This is a genomic window from Nitrincola sp. A-D6 (assembly GCF_000764495.1).
Lineage (GTDB): Bacteria > Pseudomonadota > Gammaproteobacteria > Pseudomonadales > Balneatricaceae > Nitrincola.
The window spans coordinates 1-17,150 of record NZ_JRLB01000024.1; the positions used below are offsets into that span (position 1 = coordinate 1).

At 47.5% G+C, this 17,150-nt stretch carries 17 protein-coding genes and 1 pseudogene; 12 read left to right on the plus strand and 6 right to left on the minus strand.

Going from position 1 to position 17,150, the window contains the following annotated elements:
- Positions 1–112, minus strand: a 112-nt coding sequence (locus LH51_RS24650) for a type II toxin-antitoxin system RelB/DinJ family antitoxin (protein WP_036520222.1), incomplete at its 3' end; no start/stop codon positions are given.
- A gap of 91 nt (positions 113–203) precedes the next feature.
- On the opposite strand from LH51_RS24650, the gene LH51_RS04625 reads away from it, so the two are divergent.
- From LH51_RS04625 to LH51_RS04650, 9 genes are all read left to right on the plus strand, one after another.
- Entirely contained in the window at positions 204–524 is a 321-nt protein-coding gene (locus tag LH51_RS04625) for a hypothetical protein (protein ID WP_036520225.1), read from the plus strand.
- Between the two features lie 370 nt (positions 525–894).
- Entirely contained in the window at positions 895–1,224 is a 330-nt protein-coding gene (locus LH51_RS20405) for a hypothetical protein (RefSeq protein WP_144244173.1), read from the plus strand.
- Positions 1,225–1,236: 12 nt separating this feature from the next.
- A complete protein-coding gene (locus LH51_RS04630) occupies positions 1,237–1,728 on the plus strand; it encodes a hypothetical protein (protein WP_036520228.1) in 492 nt (163 codons plus the stop codon).
- Positions 1,729–1,740: 12 nt separating this feature from the next.
- Positions 1,741–1,890 (plus strand): hypothetical protein, encoded by a 150-nt coding sequence (locus LH51_RS20750; protein WP_160173676.1) that lies wholly within the window; start codon positions 1,741–1,743, stop codon positions 1,888–1,890.
- A gap of 87 nt (positions 1,891–1,977) precedes the next feature.
- The gene (locus LH51_RS04635; RefSeq protein ID WP_036520237.1) at positions 1,978–2,304 is read left to right on the plus strand and encodes a hypothetical protein; all 327 of its coding nucleotides are present in this window, start codon (positions 1,978–1,980) and stop codon (positions 2,302–2,304) included.
- Between the two features lie 118 nt (positions 2,305–2,422).
- The gene (locus LH51_RS04640; protein WP_036520238.1) at positions 2,423–4,081 is read left to right on the plus strand and encodes an RNA-directed DNA polymerase; all 1,659 of its coding nucleotides are present in this window, start codon (positions 2,423–2,425) and stop codon (positions 4,079–4,081) included.
- Complete coding sequence (locus LH51_RS04645) at positions 4,081–4,590, plus strand: DUF4145 domain-containing protein (protein WP_144244174.1); 510 nt, start codon at positions 4,081–4,083, stop codon at positions 4,588–4,590. Before LH51_RS04640 ends, LH51_RS04645 begins: the two co-directional genes overlap by 1 nt.
- Before the next feature lie 244 nt (positions 4,591–4,834).
- Complete coding sequence (locus LH51_RS21200; protein WP_200881867.1) at positions 4,835–5,857, plus strand: hypothetical protein; 1,023 nt, start codon at positions 4,835–4,837, stop codon at positions 5,855–5,857.
- A complete protein-coding gene (locus LH51_RS04650) occupies positions 5,851–9,405 on the plus strand; it encodes a hypothetical protein (protein ID WP_200881868.1) in 3,555 nt (1,184 codons plus the stop codon). Before LH51_RS21200 ends, LH51_RS04650 begins: the two co-directional genes overlap by 7 nt.
- Positions 9,406–10,156: 751 nt before the next feature.
- Here LH51_RS04650 and creC read toward each other — a convergent pair.
- The 3 genes from creC to LH51_RS22150 are packed head-to-tail and all read right to left on the minus strand — an operon-like array spanning position 10,157 to position 12,161.
- Positions 10,157–11,497: a two-component system sensor histidine kinase CreC gene (gene creC / locus LH51_RS04655; protein WP_036520242.1), complete on the minus strand. Its 1,341-nt coding sequence runs from the start codon at positions 11,495–11,497 to the stop codon at positions 10,157–10,159.
- The gene (locus tag LH51_RS22145; protein WP_235263513.1) at positions 11,494–11,733 is read right to left on the minus strand and encodes a winged helix-turn-helix domain-containing protein; all 240 of its coding nucleotides are present in this window, start codon (positions 11,731–11,733) and stop codon (positions 11,494–11,496) included. Before LH51_RS22145 ends, creC begins: the two co-directional genes overlap by 4 nt.
- An 8-nt stretch (positions 11,734–11,741) precedes the next feature.
- Positions 11,742–12,161, minus strand: coding sequence for a response regulator (locus tag LH51_RS22150; protein WP_235263514.1), 420 nt, complete (start codon positions 12,159–12,161; stop codon positions 11,742–11,744).
- Between the two features lie 228 nt (positions 12,162–12,389).
- Here LH51_RS22150 and LH51_RS04665 point away from each other — a divergent pair, with 228 nt between their 5' ends.
- From LH51_RS04665 to LH51_RS04670, 3 genes are read left to right on the plus strand one after another with little or no spacing between them, the layout of a single operon-like run.
- Positions 12,390–14,270, plus strand: a complete 1,881-nt coding sequence (locus LH51_RS04665) for a marine proteobacterial sortase target protein (RefSeq protein ID WP_052063446.1) — start codon at positions 12,390–12,392, stop codon at positions 14,268–14,270.
- Positions 14,267–14,443, plus strand: coding sequence for a hypothetical protein (locus tag LH51_RS20755; RefSeq protein WP_160173677.1), 177 nt, complete (start codon positions 14,267–14,269; stop codon positions 14,441–14,443). The genes LH51_RS04665 and LH51_RS20755 overlap by 4 nt, the downstream gene beginning before the upstream one ends.
- On the plus strand, positions 14,440–15,030 hold the full coding sequence (locus LH51_RS04670) for a class GN sortase (RefSeq protein ID WP_036520243.1): 591 nt from the start codon (positions 14,440–14,442) through the stop codon (positions 15,028–15,030). Before LH51_RS20755 ends, LH51_RS04670 begins: the two co-directional genes overlap by 4 nt.
- A gap of 43 nt (positions 15,031–15,073) precedes the next feature.
- Here LH51_RS04670 and LH51_RS04675 read toward each other — a convergent pair.
- Positions 15,074–16,104: pseudogene (locus tag LH51_RS04675) on the minus strand (methionine synthase).
- 36 nt (positions 16,105–16,140) lie between these two features.
- Complete coding sequence (locus LH51_RS04680; protein ID WP_036520245.1) at positions 16,141–17,115, minus strand: DUF1852 domain-containing protein; 975 nt, start codon at positions 17,113–17,115, stop codon at positions 16,141–16,143.
- Positions 17,116–17,150 lie beyond the last annotated feature (35 nt).

The following is a 17,150-nucleotide window of genomic DNA, read 5'->3' on the forward strand; positions in this document are numbered from 1 at the left end:
TTNNNAAAAGCTTTATGGCTTGAGAGGGGCTAAGTCCTATATCTTCGCAAACATTAGTGAATGCTAGCTTGGTGTCGTGGTCTATTCGGGTACTCAGCATTTCAGTCTTCATAATGCCACCATTTGCTTGGCTATGTATTACAAATGCATATCAAAGTGTAGCAAGTGCCTGACGAATTGAAAACAATAGGCGTCTGCACTACATGCAACAGCTATCTCGGTATTCCCCTGCGCTCGTTGCAATCGACCGTTTATGGCTGGCTCGTCAGGGCGAAAATCGCGAGGTATTAATGACTACAGATATTAGAATTTGTTTTGTGGGTGATTCTTTCGTCAATGGCACGGGGGATGAAGAAGCGGCGCAGAGCGTGCCGTACATTGATATTTTTTCGTCCCTGGTGTCTGAGGATTCATACAAGCTTGAGGTGATGAGCAATGACGGTTCACATCCTGGAAGCAGCAGCTATGTGAAAATGGCGCAAATAATTTCGTCGTCGCCAAACTGGCGGTTTTATGCGCCCTGAAAAATCATGCAGGGCGTATGGGCTGGAAGTAGTTTGCTACAGACTCAACCCTTTGAACATCGTGGCTAGCAGTGCTGTTTCGAATCTCCTAACAAACCTTGCAACAATTAACCTGGCCTGTTTTAATCCATAACAGACAATATGAATATACTACGGCTGTAATATGACACAGGCCGTGCGGTAGCCTGCTCGATGCTCACGTAATTTGGGTATTGATCTTGATAGCCTATTTACCAACCGGTATCAAGGCTGTAGATGTGATGGAAGATAGATCCCCATTGGGGATTTCCAATTTAAGTGCAGGGTTAGTCGTTTTTGTATCGTGGTCTTTGGGGCTAGGATGTAAATGTTAACTGATACGAGGATAATAATGAATAACCCGCTTTCAAATCTTAAGCTGGATTATTGGTATCATGTACTGATTGTGTTAGGTGCATTGTTTCTTCTTACGTCATTAACAGTAAGTCTAGAAGGCGTTGATAATAATACTGTTCAAGTTCTTAGTCTGGCATGTATTCTAATTGGAATTGGCGAATGGGTTAACCATCCCATTCTTACAGAAATAGTTCCTCCCAGTAGAAGTGTTCCTAGTGGAGGAGAGTTGATTAGCCATCCTAGAAATAACTCTATAGTTGGAATATTATTTGACAGCATAGGTTTATTTATATTGGCACTTGGCTTATATTTGCTGTTTTTGTAGAAGAAGGTTTTTATGTATCAGAATAGATATTGGAATCAGCTAAAAGAATTAAAAGTTCATGTTTTCTATTTGCAAAACTATGCTGTTCAACAACAGCAATATGATCAATGGATTAATATTTTTCTTGCTGTTACGTCTTCAACAAGTATTGCGGCATGGGCTGTTTGGAAAGACTATCAGTTTGCTTGGGCGCTGATAATCGCGGCATCTCAAGTAATTACAGCAGTCAAGCCTCTGCTTCCGTATAGGAAGCGTATGGCTGCTCTGAATTCTCTGGGAGATGAAATTTCAAAATTATCTCTTAGTTCAGAAAGGGATTGGTATTTTGTTGCTGAAGGGAAATGGACTGAAGAAGAAATCCATAAAAGATGGAGTGACTTGAAAGAAAAGTCTTTTGCGGCTGAGCGCAAGTGTCTTAGTGGAATTGCGCTACCTAAAAATAGGTCTGCACTTGAAAAGGCACAAGAGGAGGCAGATCTTTATTTGGAATCAACGTATCAATGAAGGAGAAAGTAAATGCCTGATGAAAACGAAAAAATATCAAAGTGGAGCAGTGACGGTCGGGCGGTATTAAATAGGCAGTTGCCACCTACAAAAACAAAAACACCGATGCCTACCGTGAAGGCCGTTAAAAAGGAAAGTTCTTCTGAAGGGAAGAAAAGTTAACGCTTGTAAGCTGGGAACCGAGAAAGCTATGCTTTTCGGTCACCAGCTTACAAGCGTTATAGCTCTCTCAGATTCATCGGAGCACCTATGAAGTATCAGTATGTTAAAGGTCTTATCGAAGAAGCAATTGATGAATCGTGTATTGGTACTTGCGGTGGCAGAAAGCGACTACTGAGCACCAGTGATGCAACATCAAGTTTGCTTGATGTTCATTTCCCAAAAGAATTGCTTGCAGATTGGAAAGCAATCCAAGCTCAGATGACAAAATTCGGTCCTCGAACAAATTTTGAAGAAAATATAGTCGAAGGTGCTATTGTTCATACAATGGATAAAATCAAAAATAAAACAACGAATAAAATTGCCAAAGATATATTCAAGTTGCATAAAAATTACAGTTGGATTACTGAATTATAACAAGCCGCGTCATTCGGGGCCTAAGTTCCTTGCGACGCTCGCCAGTTCGCGCGCATGGCGCGGGGCACTATTACTTTTACTGGATTCTGCAAACTAGTCTCTGTTTAAATAGGTAAGTATGGATAAATTAAAAGAGCTTCTAGCAAAAGGTTTTTTTCCTGTTCAGTTGCCTCCTGGGTTTACGTCAGAACCTTACGCAAGTAAATACAAAGAATTTCAAGGCCGCTGGGGAGCACAAAAAGCACCTGATTGCAGAATGGAAAAATTCTCTGTAGCACGCTCATCCTACTATCGACGTATTACTAGAATTATCAACCCTGTTGGCTATTTTTTTCTTGCTAAAGAAATAGTTACTTACTGGAGTGACATACAAAAACACTATCGGAAGAGCAAAATATCATTAAGCATTCCGCAAATATCGCCATCTCTAAGAGCTATTCAGCTAAGTAAATTTAGTGAATTATATGAAGCCAAAATAACCAAGTCTACAGGTTATAGGTATGTGTTGATAACAGACATATCGACTTTTTTTCCAAGCATATATACCCACACCATTCCATGGGCTTTGCACGGAAAAGTTGAAGCCAAAAGAAATTCAGAAAGAAGCGCTATGTATTTCGGCAACATTCTTGACCAAAAAAGCATGGGGATTCAAGATCGCCAAACTATAGGTTTGCCGATTGGGCCAGATACTTCACATATTATTGCTGAAATTATAGGGGTGGCAATTGATATTCAGGTTAAAGAAGCTCTTAAAGGTTGGCCGCAAGGTTTTCGGTATGTAGATGACTACTTTTTATTCTTCGATACAAGAGAGGACGCGGAAAAATGTCTTGCTCAGCTCACAAAGTCTATAAGTAATTTCGAGCTTCAGATCAACCCTGCAAAAACAAAAATAGTCGAGGTTAAAGAGCTTGTTGAAGAAACATGGAAGTATAATCTAAAGAAGCTTGATATTTCAGATCAAAAGAAGAAACAAAGAGATGATATACACAATTATTTTGAGGCCCTATTTTCCTTGGAAGAAAGGTATACAGACGAGAGCTTAGTTAAGTATGGATTAAAAAAAATCTCATCGCGAATAATTAAAAAATCAAACTGGGATGTGTTCGAGGCATATTTGCTTAAGTGTGGATTTTCTTTCCCAAATACCCTTCAAGTCATTGCAAATATTCTTTCGACATACAATTATTACAGCTACAATATAAATAAGGATGCCATCCAAAGATTCTGCAATAATCTTATAAAAGTTCATGCTATATCTGATCATCATAGTGAAGTATCCTGGCTCCTGTGGATATGCAAGGAGTTAAAACTAAATATCAAGAGGGAAGTTATTAGAGAAATTGAGGGGATGTCTAGCTCTATTTGCGTTCTAATTGTATTGGACTTATATGCATCTGGAATCATCAGAACAAATATACGTGCTGATTACTTGCGGCAATTTTCGAACAAAGAGTCACTTTATGCAGATGCTTGGCTTTTGTCATACGAGGCCGGAAGACGTCTTTGGCTTAAAAATAGCGACTCAAATTATATTAAAGATGATAATTTTTTTGGGGCTCTTCATAAGCTAGGGATATCGTTCTATGATGACAGTAAATCATGTAGGCCGATATTTGAATTGAAAGACGATGAACATGAAATCGATCTTGATGCACTTTTTGATCGTGATGGGCATATCGAAGATCATTTTGAGTTTGATGAAATGGATGAGGAATACTTTGACTCAACTGAGAGAGAAGATAGGGAGTCTGAGTGGGATGATGAATTGTAGTGCTAAAATTTTTTGCACCGCAAAAAATAACTTGCTGGTGCACGCCATTTTCCGGTGAGCAAAGCGTTAGCAATATGGGGGTATGCTTGGTTCAGAATTACATGCTACAGGTTGGAAAAGAAATTGGAATAGTAAAAGATAACCCGCGTTTACTCGTGATCGTATCCCATTCTTTTGTCGAGATGATGGTGAAAAGCTTATTAGATTATCACATCCCAGAAGCTAAACTCAAAAATCATTATCAACGGCTAGAAATACTCAAACAAAAATCAGTTATTGATGACTTCCAATTTAAGCTATATGACTGGTTCCGTGAGTTAAGAAATGATGCTGTTCATACGCCAATATTTCGTCTAAAAGATTCAGATTTTCATGCATTGCATAATCTGGTTAAAAAGGATCAGCTTGGTGTTGATAATTTTCACAGCTTTTCATTAAAGCTCATCGCTGAGCTTTGGAATAAAAATTTAGATGTACTGGGAGAGGCGTATCTTAGTAAATATTGCTAACAAGTTGCTTAATTTCGTTCCGGCTACAAAAAACGAGGCCTCCACGGGAGTGCCTACGCTGCGCTGCGGCAGCCCATTAGCAAATCGTTATGTGTACCCAATATCAGCTAACGACTGACAGCAGCCCGTAATTAAAGGGGCTGAGAAAGTCAGAGGGATCTGGTCGCTAGTAGCTGCTCCAACAACAGCACCATCAGCTTCTAAAGTAGAGGATTTAGATGAAAAAAATTTGGCAAGCGACTAAATGAGCATCGCAGGAATACTCTCCAACCGTGGCGATATTTATCAGACACTTGTTGCCTTCGACTGGGCACTAACTGTCCTGTCCGATCTCGAATTTCAATGGCTTGAGATAGATTCTACAAACTATCTGGTAGATGATGTTGTAATTGGAAAATCAGACGGTTCCTTGATTTGTTGCCAGTGCAAAAAGAACCAAGCCAATTTCAGGGCATGGTCGATAGCTGATCTTGCAGATGAGCTGGACAAAGCGGCACTAGCGCTGGCTAAAAATAAACAAGCTCAAGTCCGCTTCTATTCGCGTAGCGAGTTTGGATCACTCGCTAAACTACGTGAATACAGTACCCTCCATGCCAATGAGGCTGATTATCTTGCGAAATTGACCAAAGAACATAGGCAAACAAATAGCGACTTGGCCGCTCGCATCGCCGATCAGGTGCCCAATCTTTCCACGTATGAATTCCTACACCGTACCTCTTTCGAGATCAGCCCAGATTTTGATCGCATGGAGATTTTACTACGAGAACGTTTGCACCAAATGGCAAGTAACTCAGATGTTGCCTTCAACGCTCTCTGTATGCGACTCGATAAACTTGGTGGTCGTGTGGAGGACGGCAACCTGTCCGCCTCAACCCAGCATCGACTAACCAAAGACGACATCAAAGAAATTCTTCATCGCTCGGGCGCAATGCTGGTTCCGAGCATGGACATTTCAGAGGTGCGAAAATCGTTTGCCAGCACTTCGGTCATTGGCAGGCATTGGCATCGGGACATTGCCGGGCAGCGCATTTCTAGCCCAGTTTTGGGCGAACTCCTAGCAGCTATCGATGCCAAGAAACGTTCCATTTTGCTTACGGGTCTGCCTGGTTCTGGCAAAACCTGTGTGATGTTGAGCCTGCAAGAAGCACTAGAACAGCGTATGCAAGTCCGATCTGACCTGGTACCACTCTTTATCCAATCACGCGAATTCGCCGACCTTGCAGCGGCGCAGGATCGCCAGGCACAGGGCCTGCCAGAGCAGTGGTAGAACAAGCTTCCCGTTTAGCTGAAGACGCACATGTTGTCGTAGTTATCGACTCACTCGATGTCTTATCCATCGCTCGCGAACACAGCATATTGACGTACTTTCTGGCACAAATTGATCAGTTGCTACTATTTCCCAATGTTACCGTTATCACCGCTTGCCGCGACTTCGACCGTAAATACGATCGACGCATCGCTGCTCGGCAATGGGACTGCGAATTGCAGTGCCTGCCGTTGGACTGGGAGTCTGAAATTGTATCGCTTCTTTGCAAGCTTGAAATCGATTCGACGACTATTGATGCCGCCACCCGTGAACTGATCCGTAATCCTCGCGAACTTGCTCTGTTTGTCGAACTGGCGCAACGTGAAGGCAGCTTCAACGTAGTGACCAGCCAAGCACTAGGACAACGCTACCTCGATACCATCGTGAAGGCCGATCCCACGCTGGGGGACACAGCGATGCAAGCAATTGAATACATTGCCGATGCGATGCTGAAATCTCGCAGTCTGTCTATTGCAAATCAACGCTTCAGTGCTTCACAGGACATCCTGCGACGACTACACAGTCTCAATGTACTGCTCGATACCTATGATGGTAAATTGACGTTTGGGCATCAAACTCTACTAGATGTACTGGTGATTAGTGGCGCCCTACGCCGGGGCGTCTCGCTCGATGAGTTCGTCCAAGGCTTGCCTCCCGTTCCCTTCGTACGGCCGAGCATACGTAGCTTTGTTGCACAGTTGGCGACGGGAGAACGCCGCGAATTTAGGAAGCAACTGCGGACAGTATTGACAGGCAACTCCGCCTTCCATATCCGTCGCCTGGTTGCCGAATCATTTTCCCGACAGATACCTCAGGACGATGACTGGCCGCTGATACGAGATTTACATGCCAACCATCGCGAGGTGTTTCAGGTGATTTACAACCAGGGATCGTTGGTAGAGTGGCATCACTTTTGGCTTTCTTATCTGGTGCCCGCATTGAAGGAAGTGCACGATGCCGAGGGGCTGACAACACATGTTCATCGCATAGCGCAGTGGGCAAATGACGATGCTGCTGGCGTATTGGCATTCTGGATGGATGCAATTGCTTTAGATTGGCTGGACGGCAATAGAATTTCAGAGCAGTTAGTTTTTTCTTTATCCGACTTTCGAACAGAAAATTTATCACTCGTTGCACCTTTGCTAGAGCGACTACTCAGTATGCCGAAACCAGACCATATTTTATTGGGACGTACTGTTGCACGTAGTGTCAATGCCGGCACTATTGATGACAAAGCCCTATGGCGCTATATCGCTGGTGAGATCAACGATGATGATATATTGAAATTTCATTTTGATAATAAACTGCATTGCCAACCCCATGAGTTTGGTGAAACAGATGAGAGTTTCCTGAAGCAGCGGATGGCGCAATCCACCGCGTTACTTGATTTGGCACTGAAAAAAATCGAACAATGGAGTCAACTCCGATCAACGCGTTATGGTGATACCCGAATAGGCTATCGCAGTGAATTCCTGAGTGAAACTTCTTATAGTGACACTCACACGCAGACCGATCATGCATACATAGATAGTGAACGTGTTCTACTGGATGCCGTTGAAGCAGCCATTCTCAATCACGCTAAAAGTAACTCCGATTGGTGGCAAAGTAACCGAGAACGCTTATGCTTTAACCACGAAGGGGCATTGTGTTACTTCGCCATCCTCGCTTTCATTAGTAACCCAGAGGAAAATATAGACCTGATCGGTCACCTATTATGCGACAGTAATTTACTTGAATTTGAGCTTTCTTATGAGTTGGGTGCATTGATTCAGACTGCATTTATTTACCTTGATAGCCATACACAAGATTCAGTCATGGCAACAATACAGGCCTTGTGGGAGGATGAGACGGTAAAGGGTGGGGAAACACGCTTATGGGCTCTGGAGAGGCGAGTAGAGTATATATCCACGATACCATGCCATCTGCGTTCATCAGAAACCCAAGCGATACTAGATGCATACGAAAAGGTGTATGGGACATTCTTTCGACAGCCGCACATCTGCATGAGAGGCGGTAATGTGGCCGCCCCATTTTCATACGAGGTTCTCCTCAATGCCAGTGATAGTGGGATATTTCATTTACTCGCGCACTACACCGGACATGGCCGAGATTTCGATGACCTTTTGGTCGGAGGTGAGCGAGAGGTCGGTTGGCAACTACGCGAGGCTTCATCTCGCCACCCATCCCGGTTCCTAGGTTTACTGACATCCCATTGGACGAATATTTCACCCGGATTTTGCAATGAGATCATGGATGGTATCGCCAGTTACCTGGCACATCGCTATGGAAACTTGCAAGCGAACACTGCCTGGACACCAATCGATGAGCCTGATGCACCTGCCTTGGTGAACCAAATACTTGATGAACTGGAAAGGCATCCCGCTCATTGGCAACTCAATCGCTCTGCAGCCAAGGCCCTGGTATCCTGTGCACATGTCATCCAGGATACACTTGCTGCTTCGCGGCTTGTGTTCTTGTCAATAGGCTTTGGAAAGCTTAGGGAAGAAAGCTCTACACGTTGGGATTCGGTCGATTTTCTTACTACTGGTATCAATATGATAACCGGGAATATCGTCGAAGCCTTGATGATTTTGGTCAACAACTTTCACGAGCAGAGTATTGTACTACCCGAATTGTTACCCCCAACACTACTTAGATTTGCCAGCAAGGAACACCCTGCAATCCGTGCATTAATTTTGCGACGTTTGCCGTATCTCCAAAGACAGAACCCCGAATTGGGTTGGGATTTATTTGATCATGCCATGCTGGACTCCGTGGGTCTTTGGAAGTCCGCAGAACCTTGTCTGTATTATGCCTATCACGGTCACTTCGATAAGGTCGCCCCTCTACTTGTACGCCTTCGCCATGAGGGCAGCAAGAAAGACATGGAAACTTGGGGACGAATTTCAGCACTGTCTGCCCTAACGGGACATCTCAATTTTGCCGATTTGCTTACAGAATTGAGCACATTGGATATTACCGAAGCTTGGCAGGGTGCAATAAGCGTTTGGACCTATCCTCAGAATATCAAAAAGCATCGTGAGCAATGCCTTACAGGTATCGAGACAGGACTAAAAACCGGCAGTGGTCATGCAGCGGTGGTTGCTCGACATACCGGGAACATCTTTCGGGACAAAGAGCCACCTATCTCCATCCCGATAGAATTGATTCAATTGTGCTTTAGTGTGTTCGAACTCGATAGCGAAAACAAAAGTCACCGGCTGTTTGGATTGGACGAGTGGCTCAACGCCATTTCACAACGTGATCCAGATATCGCATTGGCCACGACAGAAATTTATCTAGGTTATATTAGTCGTACCAAGTCCCATTTTTACGATCATAACAATCAACTTGTTCAACTGGTGACCCGGCTTTTTGCCGAAGCTGAGGAACGTGAAGAATCTGATCAAGGTGCAATGCTTAAACGTGTGGTATCAGTGCAAGATTTGCTGTTGACACTGGGAGTTAATTCCATCAATGATTGGCTAAAGATGGCTGAGAGGCAATAACTAAGTCTTCATGAAAACTTCGACCTGCCCTTTAGTCGATTTACGTACGGCAACTAAGTTAAAACAGAGTTTGTTAAGCTAACTCGGCAGGGCTTTTATTTATGATCTTTAGCAGACTTTAATCTTGAGTGCCATAGCATAAACAGAACACATAACCCCTATGAGCCAATAGGTATTAGTTCTTTATTGGCCACGTCAGCAATCAATATAAAGTCCCTGAGCTAGTGCCCCTACTTCGTCTGTCATCGTTGGCTGTGAATGACTTACAGCAAAATACCACAAGGGTACTTTCTTCGGTTGCCTAGAGGCTCACTTAGCGTGGTTCTTAACCACTGCCAAACCGGGTTGCTCCTTGCAGGTTGGTCTGGGGCACTACGCTACATGGATGTAGGCGGTAGGGCGATGCAAGATGCCAAAACCGAGACATTCATCGGTTAACCAGCATCTGTCCTATTGAAAAAGCGGGTTACTGTATCAGTCTCAGTTAGTTTCAGGTTCAGCGCCGGTGTAAGTTCACTCGCTCAGGGTATTGGTGCACGCCAGCAGGATGGATAATCAAAGCGACGGGCTTGTATAAGCCGAGTTTCAGTCCCTTTGCTGGTAGCAGTATGACTCAGTCTATAACATCAAACTCCGTTCGGCAGGCTACACTCAACTGGCAGTGTCAGTGAGAACACAGTAGCTGGTGGTTCCGTTTCGCGGTGGTAATTCAGCTTTCCGTTATGCAGTTGCATGATTTCATGAACAAAACTCAGCCCAGCCCACTGCCTTTGCTGCCATCTGTCCGGGGCAGACAGAAAAAGCGCTGGGTCAGTTTTTCTTCGGCAAAAGGTGGCACCCCGGGTCCGGAATCTTTTACGCTGATGTAAACAGAAGCATCGTTTTGTACGGCACCGATCAGTACAGCTGACTCTGGCGGTGAGAACTCTGTGGCGTTGCGGATCAGGTTGCTCAGTGCATCCTGCAGCAGGGTACTGTCGCCGGTGATGGACAGGGAAGGGTCACAGTTGTATTCAAGGCTGACTCTGTGCTGGCTGGCATAGTCTTCAAGGCTGCGGCAGACTGCTGCGATCAGCTCTTTCAGTACGACTCTGTCGTGTCGTTCCAGGCTGCTCTGATATTCAATGGCGGCCAGTTTCAGCAAGCGCTCGATCAGCTCCTGCATCCTTGAACCTTGCTCAATAATATTATTGAGAAACTGATTGCGCCGTGCATCGGACATCGGTTCCTGTAACAGCTCTGCTGCACCACGGATACCAGCGATCGGGGCTTTCAGTTCGTGCGTCAGGCTCTGCACATAATCTGCCACATAGGATTTACCATCCAGTGCGGCTTTCATGCTTTCAAGCGCTGTACCCACACGTCCAACTTCATTATGACCAAGCGCCGGCAGAGCGGGGCGTTCGCCTCTGGAAACCCCTCTGGCATACTGTTCAAGGCGGAGCAGGGGCCGTGTAATCCAGAGGGTGATCACAAGACCAGTCAACAGAGTTGCCAGTGCAGCGACCAGTGAAATCCAGAGCAGGTTGGTGCTCAGGTGGCTGATAAAGCGTTTAATGTTGCGGGTGGGCTTTCCGGTGGACACCACACCGATAATATCACCGCGATACAGCACCGGGCTTGCGGCATAGAGCCGTTCGGTATCACTCTGGCCGGGTACATCGTCGCTGCTGCGGGCACCATAATGACCGCGCAGAGTCAGATAGACATCGCGCCACTGGGAATAATCGCGGCCGGTATCGGTGTAATGGGAATCAAAAATCACGGTGCCTCTGGCATCGGTGATATACATTCTCAGATCAACTTCGGTTTTAAGCAGATCATAAATTTGTGCGTTTAGCGGCCTGCCGGCCAGCCCTGCAAAGAGCCGTTCAGCCAGATGCGTGTCGATCACGGTGCCACCGCTTTCGCTGAAGCTGACGGCTTCATTCGCGATCAGAGTGGCCATCATTTCTGATATGTCGACCAGAATATCCTCCTGAGCTTCCTGATAACGGGGCTCCAGCTCATCGAGTACCCAGTAAACCACACTGCTAAGGCCTGTCAGCACTGAAAACAGAAACACCAGAATCAGGCGTAATCTCAGGCTCATGCGTCTGCCTCAAAGCTGTAACCAAGACCACGGCGGGTTTTGAGCGGGTCACAGTTTTTGCTGATGTCGCGGATTTTGCGCCTGAGGGTTTTGATGTGTGTATCGACAGTGCGGTCGAAGCTGCGTTCAGGCTCTTCCCAAACCTGTTGCATCAACTGTTCACGGGAATAGATTCTGCCGGGATGGCTCATCAGTAACAGTAGCAGGCGGTATTCATAGCGGCTCAGATCCAGCAAGACACCATTCAGCGTGATTCTGGCGCCATCTGCATCGTGACTGAAGCCAGCAGAGGTGATATGCGCCGCTTCCGGAGGCTGGCGCAGGCGGGCACGGATACGGGCCGTGAGCACCCGGGGCTGAAGGGTTTGGTGATGTAATCATCAGCGCCCAGTTCAAGACCCAGCACCTGGTCGATCTCTTCATGGCGAGAGGTCAGAAACACCACCGGCACAGAGGATTTCTGCCTGATGACCCGACAGACATCAAATCCGCTCATATCAGGAAGGCCGATATCCAGCAGAACCAGCTCTGTATTACCGGCGCTGAGTGCATCCAGAGCCTGCTGCCCGGTGGTGACCCAGATGTTATCTATCCGTTCGGTTTCCAGAGCATAGCGTATGGTGTCAGCAATAGATGGCTCATCCTCAACAATCAGTACCGCCATGGTGTTCCCTCTGTTAAAACGCCGGTCCATAAGTGGTGCAGATGCTCACATTATCTCTGGCAGATCAGCTACTGTAAAGCCGCTTATATTACCACTAGGGTGTGTGGCACCTGTGCCTGAGTGTAATCTGGCGTTGTTATTTCACAGAAAAACAGGACTTCACACTCACTTCATATTTTCCTCAAGCAGTAAGCAGATACTGGCCACATCTTAATGAGGAGAAGAGAAATGCATACATTTTCACACAAAGGAATACGCCCACTGATTCTGGCCTGTCTGATGATGGGGTGTGCACAGAATGTGGTTGCTGATGCTGTTACCCACGGTACCCTGGTATCCCGTGATGAGCAGGGGCACAAGCAGGATATGCCGCTGGTCAGCACCCGTGTGGCCATGGATATTACAGGCTCTGTGCTGCGCGCTCAGGTGATCCAGGTATTCCATAACCCCACAGATAACTGGACAGAGGCACTGTATCTGTTCCCTCTGCCAGGTGAGGCAGCCGTTGATCACCTGAAAATGCAGATAGGGGACCGCATCATCGAGGGTGATATTCAGGAAAAAGAGCAGGCCCGGGCAACCTATGAGCAGGCAAAATCTCAGGGACAGAACGCCGCGCTCACCGAGCAGGACCGCCCCAACCTGTTTCACACATCCGTTGCCAATATTCCGCCGGGTGGCGAGGTCACCATCAGTATTGAGTATCAGCAGACACTGGTCTGGAAAGATGGCCGGTTCAGCGCCGGTTTCCCGCTGGCGATCACCCCACGTTATAACCCGGTACAGCCCGGAGAAGTGCGCCGTGTGGTTGAGGGACAGGCAACCCTGAACAGCGGCTGGCAGGTACTGCCGGGTGAGCGTAAAACCGTGATGGCCACAAGCGGTGATGACGAAACCGCAGTCAGCAATACTCCGGGGCCGGTTGAGATCAGCCTTAATCTGCAACCTGGATTCAGACTCAGCTCTCTGGACAGCCCTTCACATCAGATCAGTCAGCAACAGACAGACGATGGCCGCTACATCATCAGCCTGCTGGCGGATGAACCGGATGACTACCGTGATTTTGTTTTGAACTGGACACCGGTGGAAAGCGACGAACCTTCGGCGGCGTTTTTCTCTGAGCAGCATGGGGATGAACACTATGGTCTGCTGATGCTGATGCCGCCTCAGGATCTGCACACAGCACGCTACAGCCGGGAAGTGGTCTTTGTGATTGATACATCAGGTTCCATGGCCGGTACCTCAATTGAAGCCGCGCGCAGAGCGCTGCAGGCCGGTATAGACGGGCTGGCATCTGATGACACGTTTAACGTGATTCAGTTTAACTCTTCAACCGATACGCTCTTTAACCAGCCGGTTATAGCCGATATCCGGCGCCGTCAGCAGGCCGCCAGCTATATCAACTCACTGCAGGCAGGCGGTGGTACCGAAATGGCACCTGCGCTCACTGCTGCACTGACAGGCCTACGCAGTAATGATGACACCCCCAGATTGCGCCAGATCGTGTTTATCACCGATGGCAGTGTGTCTAACGAACAGCAACTGTTTGATCTGATCCGCAGCCGTCTCGATAACACCCGCCTGTTCACAGTGGGTATCGGCAGCGCACCCAACAGTTACTTTATGGAAGAGGCCGCCGTAGCCGGGCGGGGCACCTTTACGTATATTGCGTCTCCGTCTGAATCTGAAAGCAGCATGCAAACGCTCTTCAACAAGCTGGAAAAACCGGCAATGACCGATATCAGGATCGAAGGCGAGGGGATTAAAGACCTGATGCCATCGGTAATTCCTGACCTTTACTCCGGTGAGCCGCTGGCTGTTTCGATGCAACTGACAAACGGCACAGGCGAAGTCCGTATCAGTGGCCGTACCGGTGATGCCGCCTGGCAGGAAACACTGACACTGGCACCGGCGGATAATACCCGGGGTATCATGACAGACTGGGCCAGCGTGCGGTGCAGGACTGGCGCCGTGGGTATCTCAGAGGTGTCAGCGAAGAACAGATCCGTTCTGAAATCATTGCGCTGGGTCTTAAATATCACCTGGTTACGCCATACACCAGCCTGGTTGCCGTTGATAAAACACCTGTCCGTCCTGAACAGGAAATGAGCGAAACTCTGGTGGTGCCTGCAGCCAAACCCCACGGCCTTGATCTGGGGATGGCCCAGGGCGCTACCGGGTATCAGTTGACCCTCGCCGGAGGACTTGCCGCACTGCTGGCAGCACTTTCCGTCATGATTGTGGAGCGTCGCAAAAAGTCCGGTTCAAGGTGGTGTGCATGACCCTCAGCATCCGTAACCTCATACTGGCAGCCCTTGTGGCTGCTGGTCTGATCCTCACCTCAACAGCGCTGTGGATTCCTGCAAAAGCCCGGCTGGCGCAATGGCTGCTGGCCGATGCCTGGGCCGAAAGTCTGGACAGCGGCACAGCAGTAAAACCCTGGCCCTGGGCCGACCACTGGCCGGTTGCGCGTCTGAGCGTGCCTGATATGGATATTGACCAGATTGTCCTGGCCGGAGACAGCGGCAGCTCGCTGGCTTTTGGCCCCGGTGAAAATATGCAGGCACATGCGATGACCCATGCCGCACGGATTATCAGCGGACACAGAGATACCCACTTCAGCTTCCTGCGGAATATACAACCAGGCCAGACTCTGATGCTCAGCGACCATAACGGAAATGTGACCTACCAGATTGATCAGATTGAGGTGGTGGATTCAGCCGTTACCCGGCTGACGCCCACCGCCTTTCCAGGTGGACTGATACTGGTGACCTGTTATCCCTTTGATGCGTTCACCGCAGGGGGAACCCAGCGGCTGGTTGTGATGGCCTCTGCTGTTGAGCCTGAGAAGCCCCTGCATCCTGAGTAATAGCATAGTGTTAGATTCGTCCCACCCTCACGTTTGCTGGATATTATCTGGCCAGCAATTCATTGCGCACAATTTGTGCCCCTGCTGCCAAGCACTGAGCTTGCCTGCTGCAACCTGTCGGGATAAAGGCGCCATGCCGCAGTTAGTGCAAGGGTAGAGCTTGTCGGCATCGACAAACTGCAGGGCTTTTCTCAGCGTATCCGCGACTTCTTCAGGTGTCTCGATGGTGTCGGTTGCCACATCGATGGCGCCGACCATCACTTTTTTACCCCGGATCAGTTCCAGTAACTCAATGGGTACATGTGAGTTGTGGCACTCGAGCGAGATGATATCGATATTGGATTTTTGCAGCTTTGGAAAAGCTTGTTCGTATTGCCGCCACTCGGAACCTAAGGTTTTTTTCCAGTCGGTATTGGCCTTGATGCCATAGCCATAGCAAATATGCACCGCCGTTTCGCAGTTAAGCCCTTCGATGGCTCTTTCCAAACAGGCAATGCCCCACTCGTTCACATCATCAAAAAACACGTTGAAGGCCGGTTCATCAAATTGAATGATATCCACACCGGCGGCTTCCAGTTCTCTGGCTTCTTCGTTGAGGATTTTGGCAAATTCCCAGGCGAGTTTTTCACGGCTTTTATAGTGGTCATCATACAGCGTGTCGATCATCGTCATGGGGCCTGGCAGCGCCCATTTTATTGGTTGAGTGGTTTGCTGACGTAGAAACCTGGCATCCTCAACAAAAACAGGTTTTTGTCGGGAAACTGGGCCAACCACGGTTGGCACACTAGCATCATAACGGTTACGAATTCTGACCGTTTTACGCTTCTCGAAATCAACGCCGCTGAGGTGTTCAATAAAGGTTGTCACAAAGTGTTGGCGGGTTTGCTCACCATCACTGACAATATCAATACCGGCCCGTTGTTGCTCCTGCAATGACAGGCGTAACGCATCGTGTTTACCGTCAATGAGTTCCTCTCCCTGCAATTTCCAGGGTGACCAAAGTGTTTCAGGTTGTGCCAGCCAGGAAGGTTTCGGTAAGCTGCCGGCAGTTGACGTCGGTAATAGTGTTTTCATCATCAATACTTCTATCTAAATTCAGGGAGTGATTAATTAAGCGTAGTTAGCCGACCATTGATCCAGCACAGCCCGGTAGGGTTTGATAAAGTGCTCTTCAGCAAATTTCCCCTGCGCTATGGCTAACTGGCTGCGTTCGTCCCGGTCATACACGATGTGTGTGATGGAATGATCCGGGTTGTTCAAATTCGGTTGATAGCTTTTTCCTGCGACAGCATTGGCATTGTAGATTTCTGGCCGGTAAATCTTTTGAAAGGTTTCCATGGTGCTGATGGTACTAATCAGCTCGAGGTTGGTGTAATCGTTCAGTAAGTCACCCACGAAATAGAAGGCCAAAGGCGCAACGCTGTTCGGTGGCATAAAATAGCGAACCTGTAGACCCATCTTTTTAAAATACTGCTCGGTTAAAGACGACTCGTTTGGCTGGTATTCCACCCCCAGTACCGGATGCTGGTTTTCCGTGCGCTGATAGGTCTTGTTGTCCGACACACTCAAGCAGATAACCGGTGGCTTTTTGAAGTGCTGCTGATACGCTTCTGAGTTAACGAAATACTTGAACAGCTTGCCATGCAGGTCGCCAAAATTATCCGGGATGCTGAACTGGGCTTGCTGCTTATTATGATCAAGCAGTAGGACACTAAAGTCATAATCCCGCACGTAAGAGGAAAAGTTGTTGCCAACAATACCTTCGATACGCTCGTTGGTTTTATGATCCACTATGTTGGTTTTCAGCACTTCAATCGAGGGAAAACTGTCACCCTGGCCTTCGATCTCCATATCCACGGAAATGATTTCCAGCTCGACAGAGTAGCGGTCGCTTTGGGGATTATCCCAATGCGCTAATGCATTAAAACGATTGTCAATCATGGTTAAAGCATGGCGCAAATTCTGCTGGCGGCACTCACCTCGTGCCAAATTAGCAAAGTTGGTGGTGATACGTGTACTGTCCGACGGCTGATAATGTTCATCGAAACGAATACGCTTAATACTAAAACTGAAATCCTGATTCATCGTTGTCTGGTATCCCATTTACTGATTTGCTGAGA

Coding starts and splice junctions, on each gene's coding strand:
- LH51_RS04625 (WP_036520225.1), top strand. CDS start 204: ATGCAACAGCTATCTCGGTATTCCCCTGCGCTCGTTGCAATCGACCGT.
- LH51_RS20405 (WP_144244173.1), top strand. CDS start 895: ATGAATAACCCGCTTTCAAATCTTAAGCTGGATTATTGGTATCATGTA.
- LH51_RS04630 (WP_036520228.1), top strand. CDS start 1,237: ATGTATCAGAATAGATATTGGAATCAGCTAAAAGAATTAAAAGTTCAT.
- LH51_RS20750 (WP_160173676.1), top strand. CDS start 1,741: ATGCCTGATGAAAACGAAAAAATATCAAAGTGGAGCAGTGACGGTCGG.
- LH51_RS04635 (WP_036520237.1), top strand. CDS start 1,978: ATGAAGTATCAGTATGTTAAAGGTCTTATCGAAGAAGCAATTGATGAA.
- LH51_RS04640 (WP_036520238.1), top strand. CDS start 2,423: ATGGATAAATTAAAAGAGCTTCTAGCAAAAGGTTTTTTTCCTGTTCAG.
- LH51_RS21200 (WP_200881867.1), top strand. CDS start 4,835: ATGAGCATCGCAGGAATACTCTCCAACCGTGGCGATATTTATCAGACA.
- creC (WP_036520242.1), bottom strand. CDS start 11,497: ATGAGCCTGAGATTACGCCTGATTCTGGTGTTTCTGTTTTCAGTGCTG.
- LH51_RS22150 (WP_235263514.1), bottom strand. CDS start 12,161: ATGGCGGTACTGATTGTTGAGGATGAGCCATCTATTGCTGACACCATA.
- LH51_RS04665 (WP_052063446.1), top strand. CDS start 12,390: ATGCATACATTTTCACACAAAGGAATACGCCCACTGATTCTGGCCTGT.
- LH51_RS20755 (WP_160173677.1), top strand. CDS start 14,267: ATGAGCGAAACTCTGGTGGTGCCTGCAGCCAAACCCCACGGCCTTGAT.
- LH51_RS04670 (WP_036520243.1), top strand. CDS start 14,440: ATGACCCTCAGCATCCGTAACCTCATACTGGCAGCCCTTGTGGCTGCT.
- LH51_RS04680 (WP_036520245.1), bottom strand. CDS start 17,115: ATGAATCAGGATTTCAGTTTTAGTATTAAGCGTATTCGTTTCGATGAA.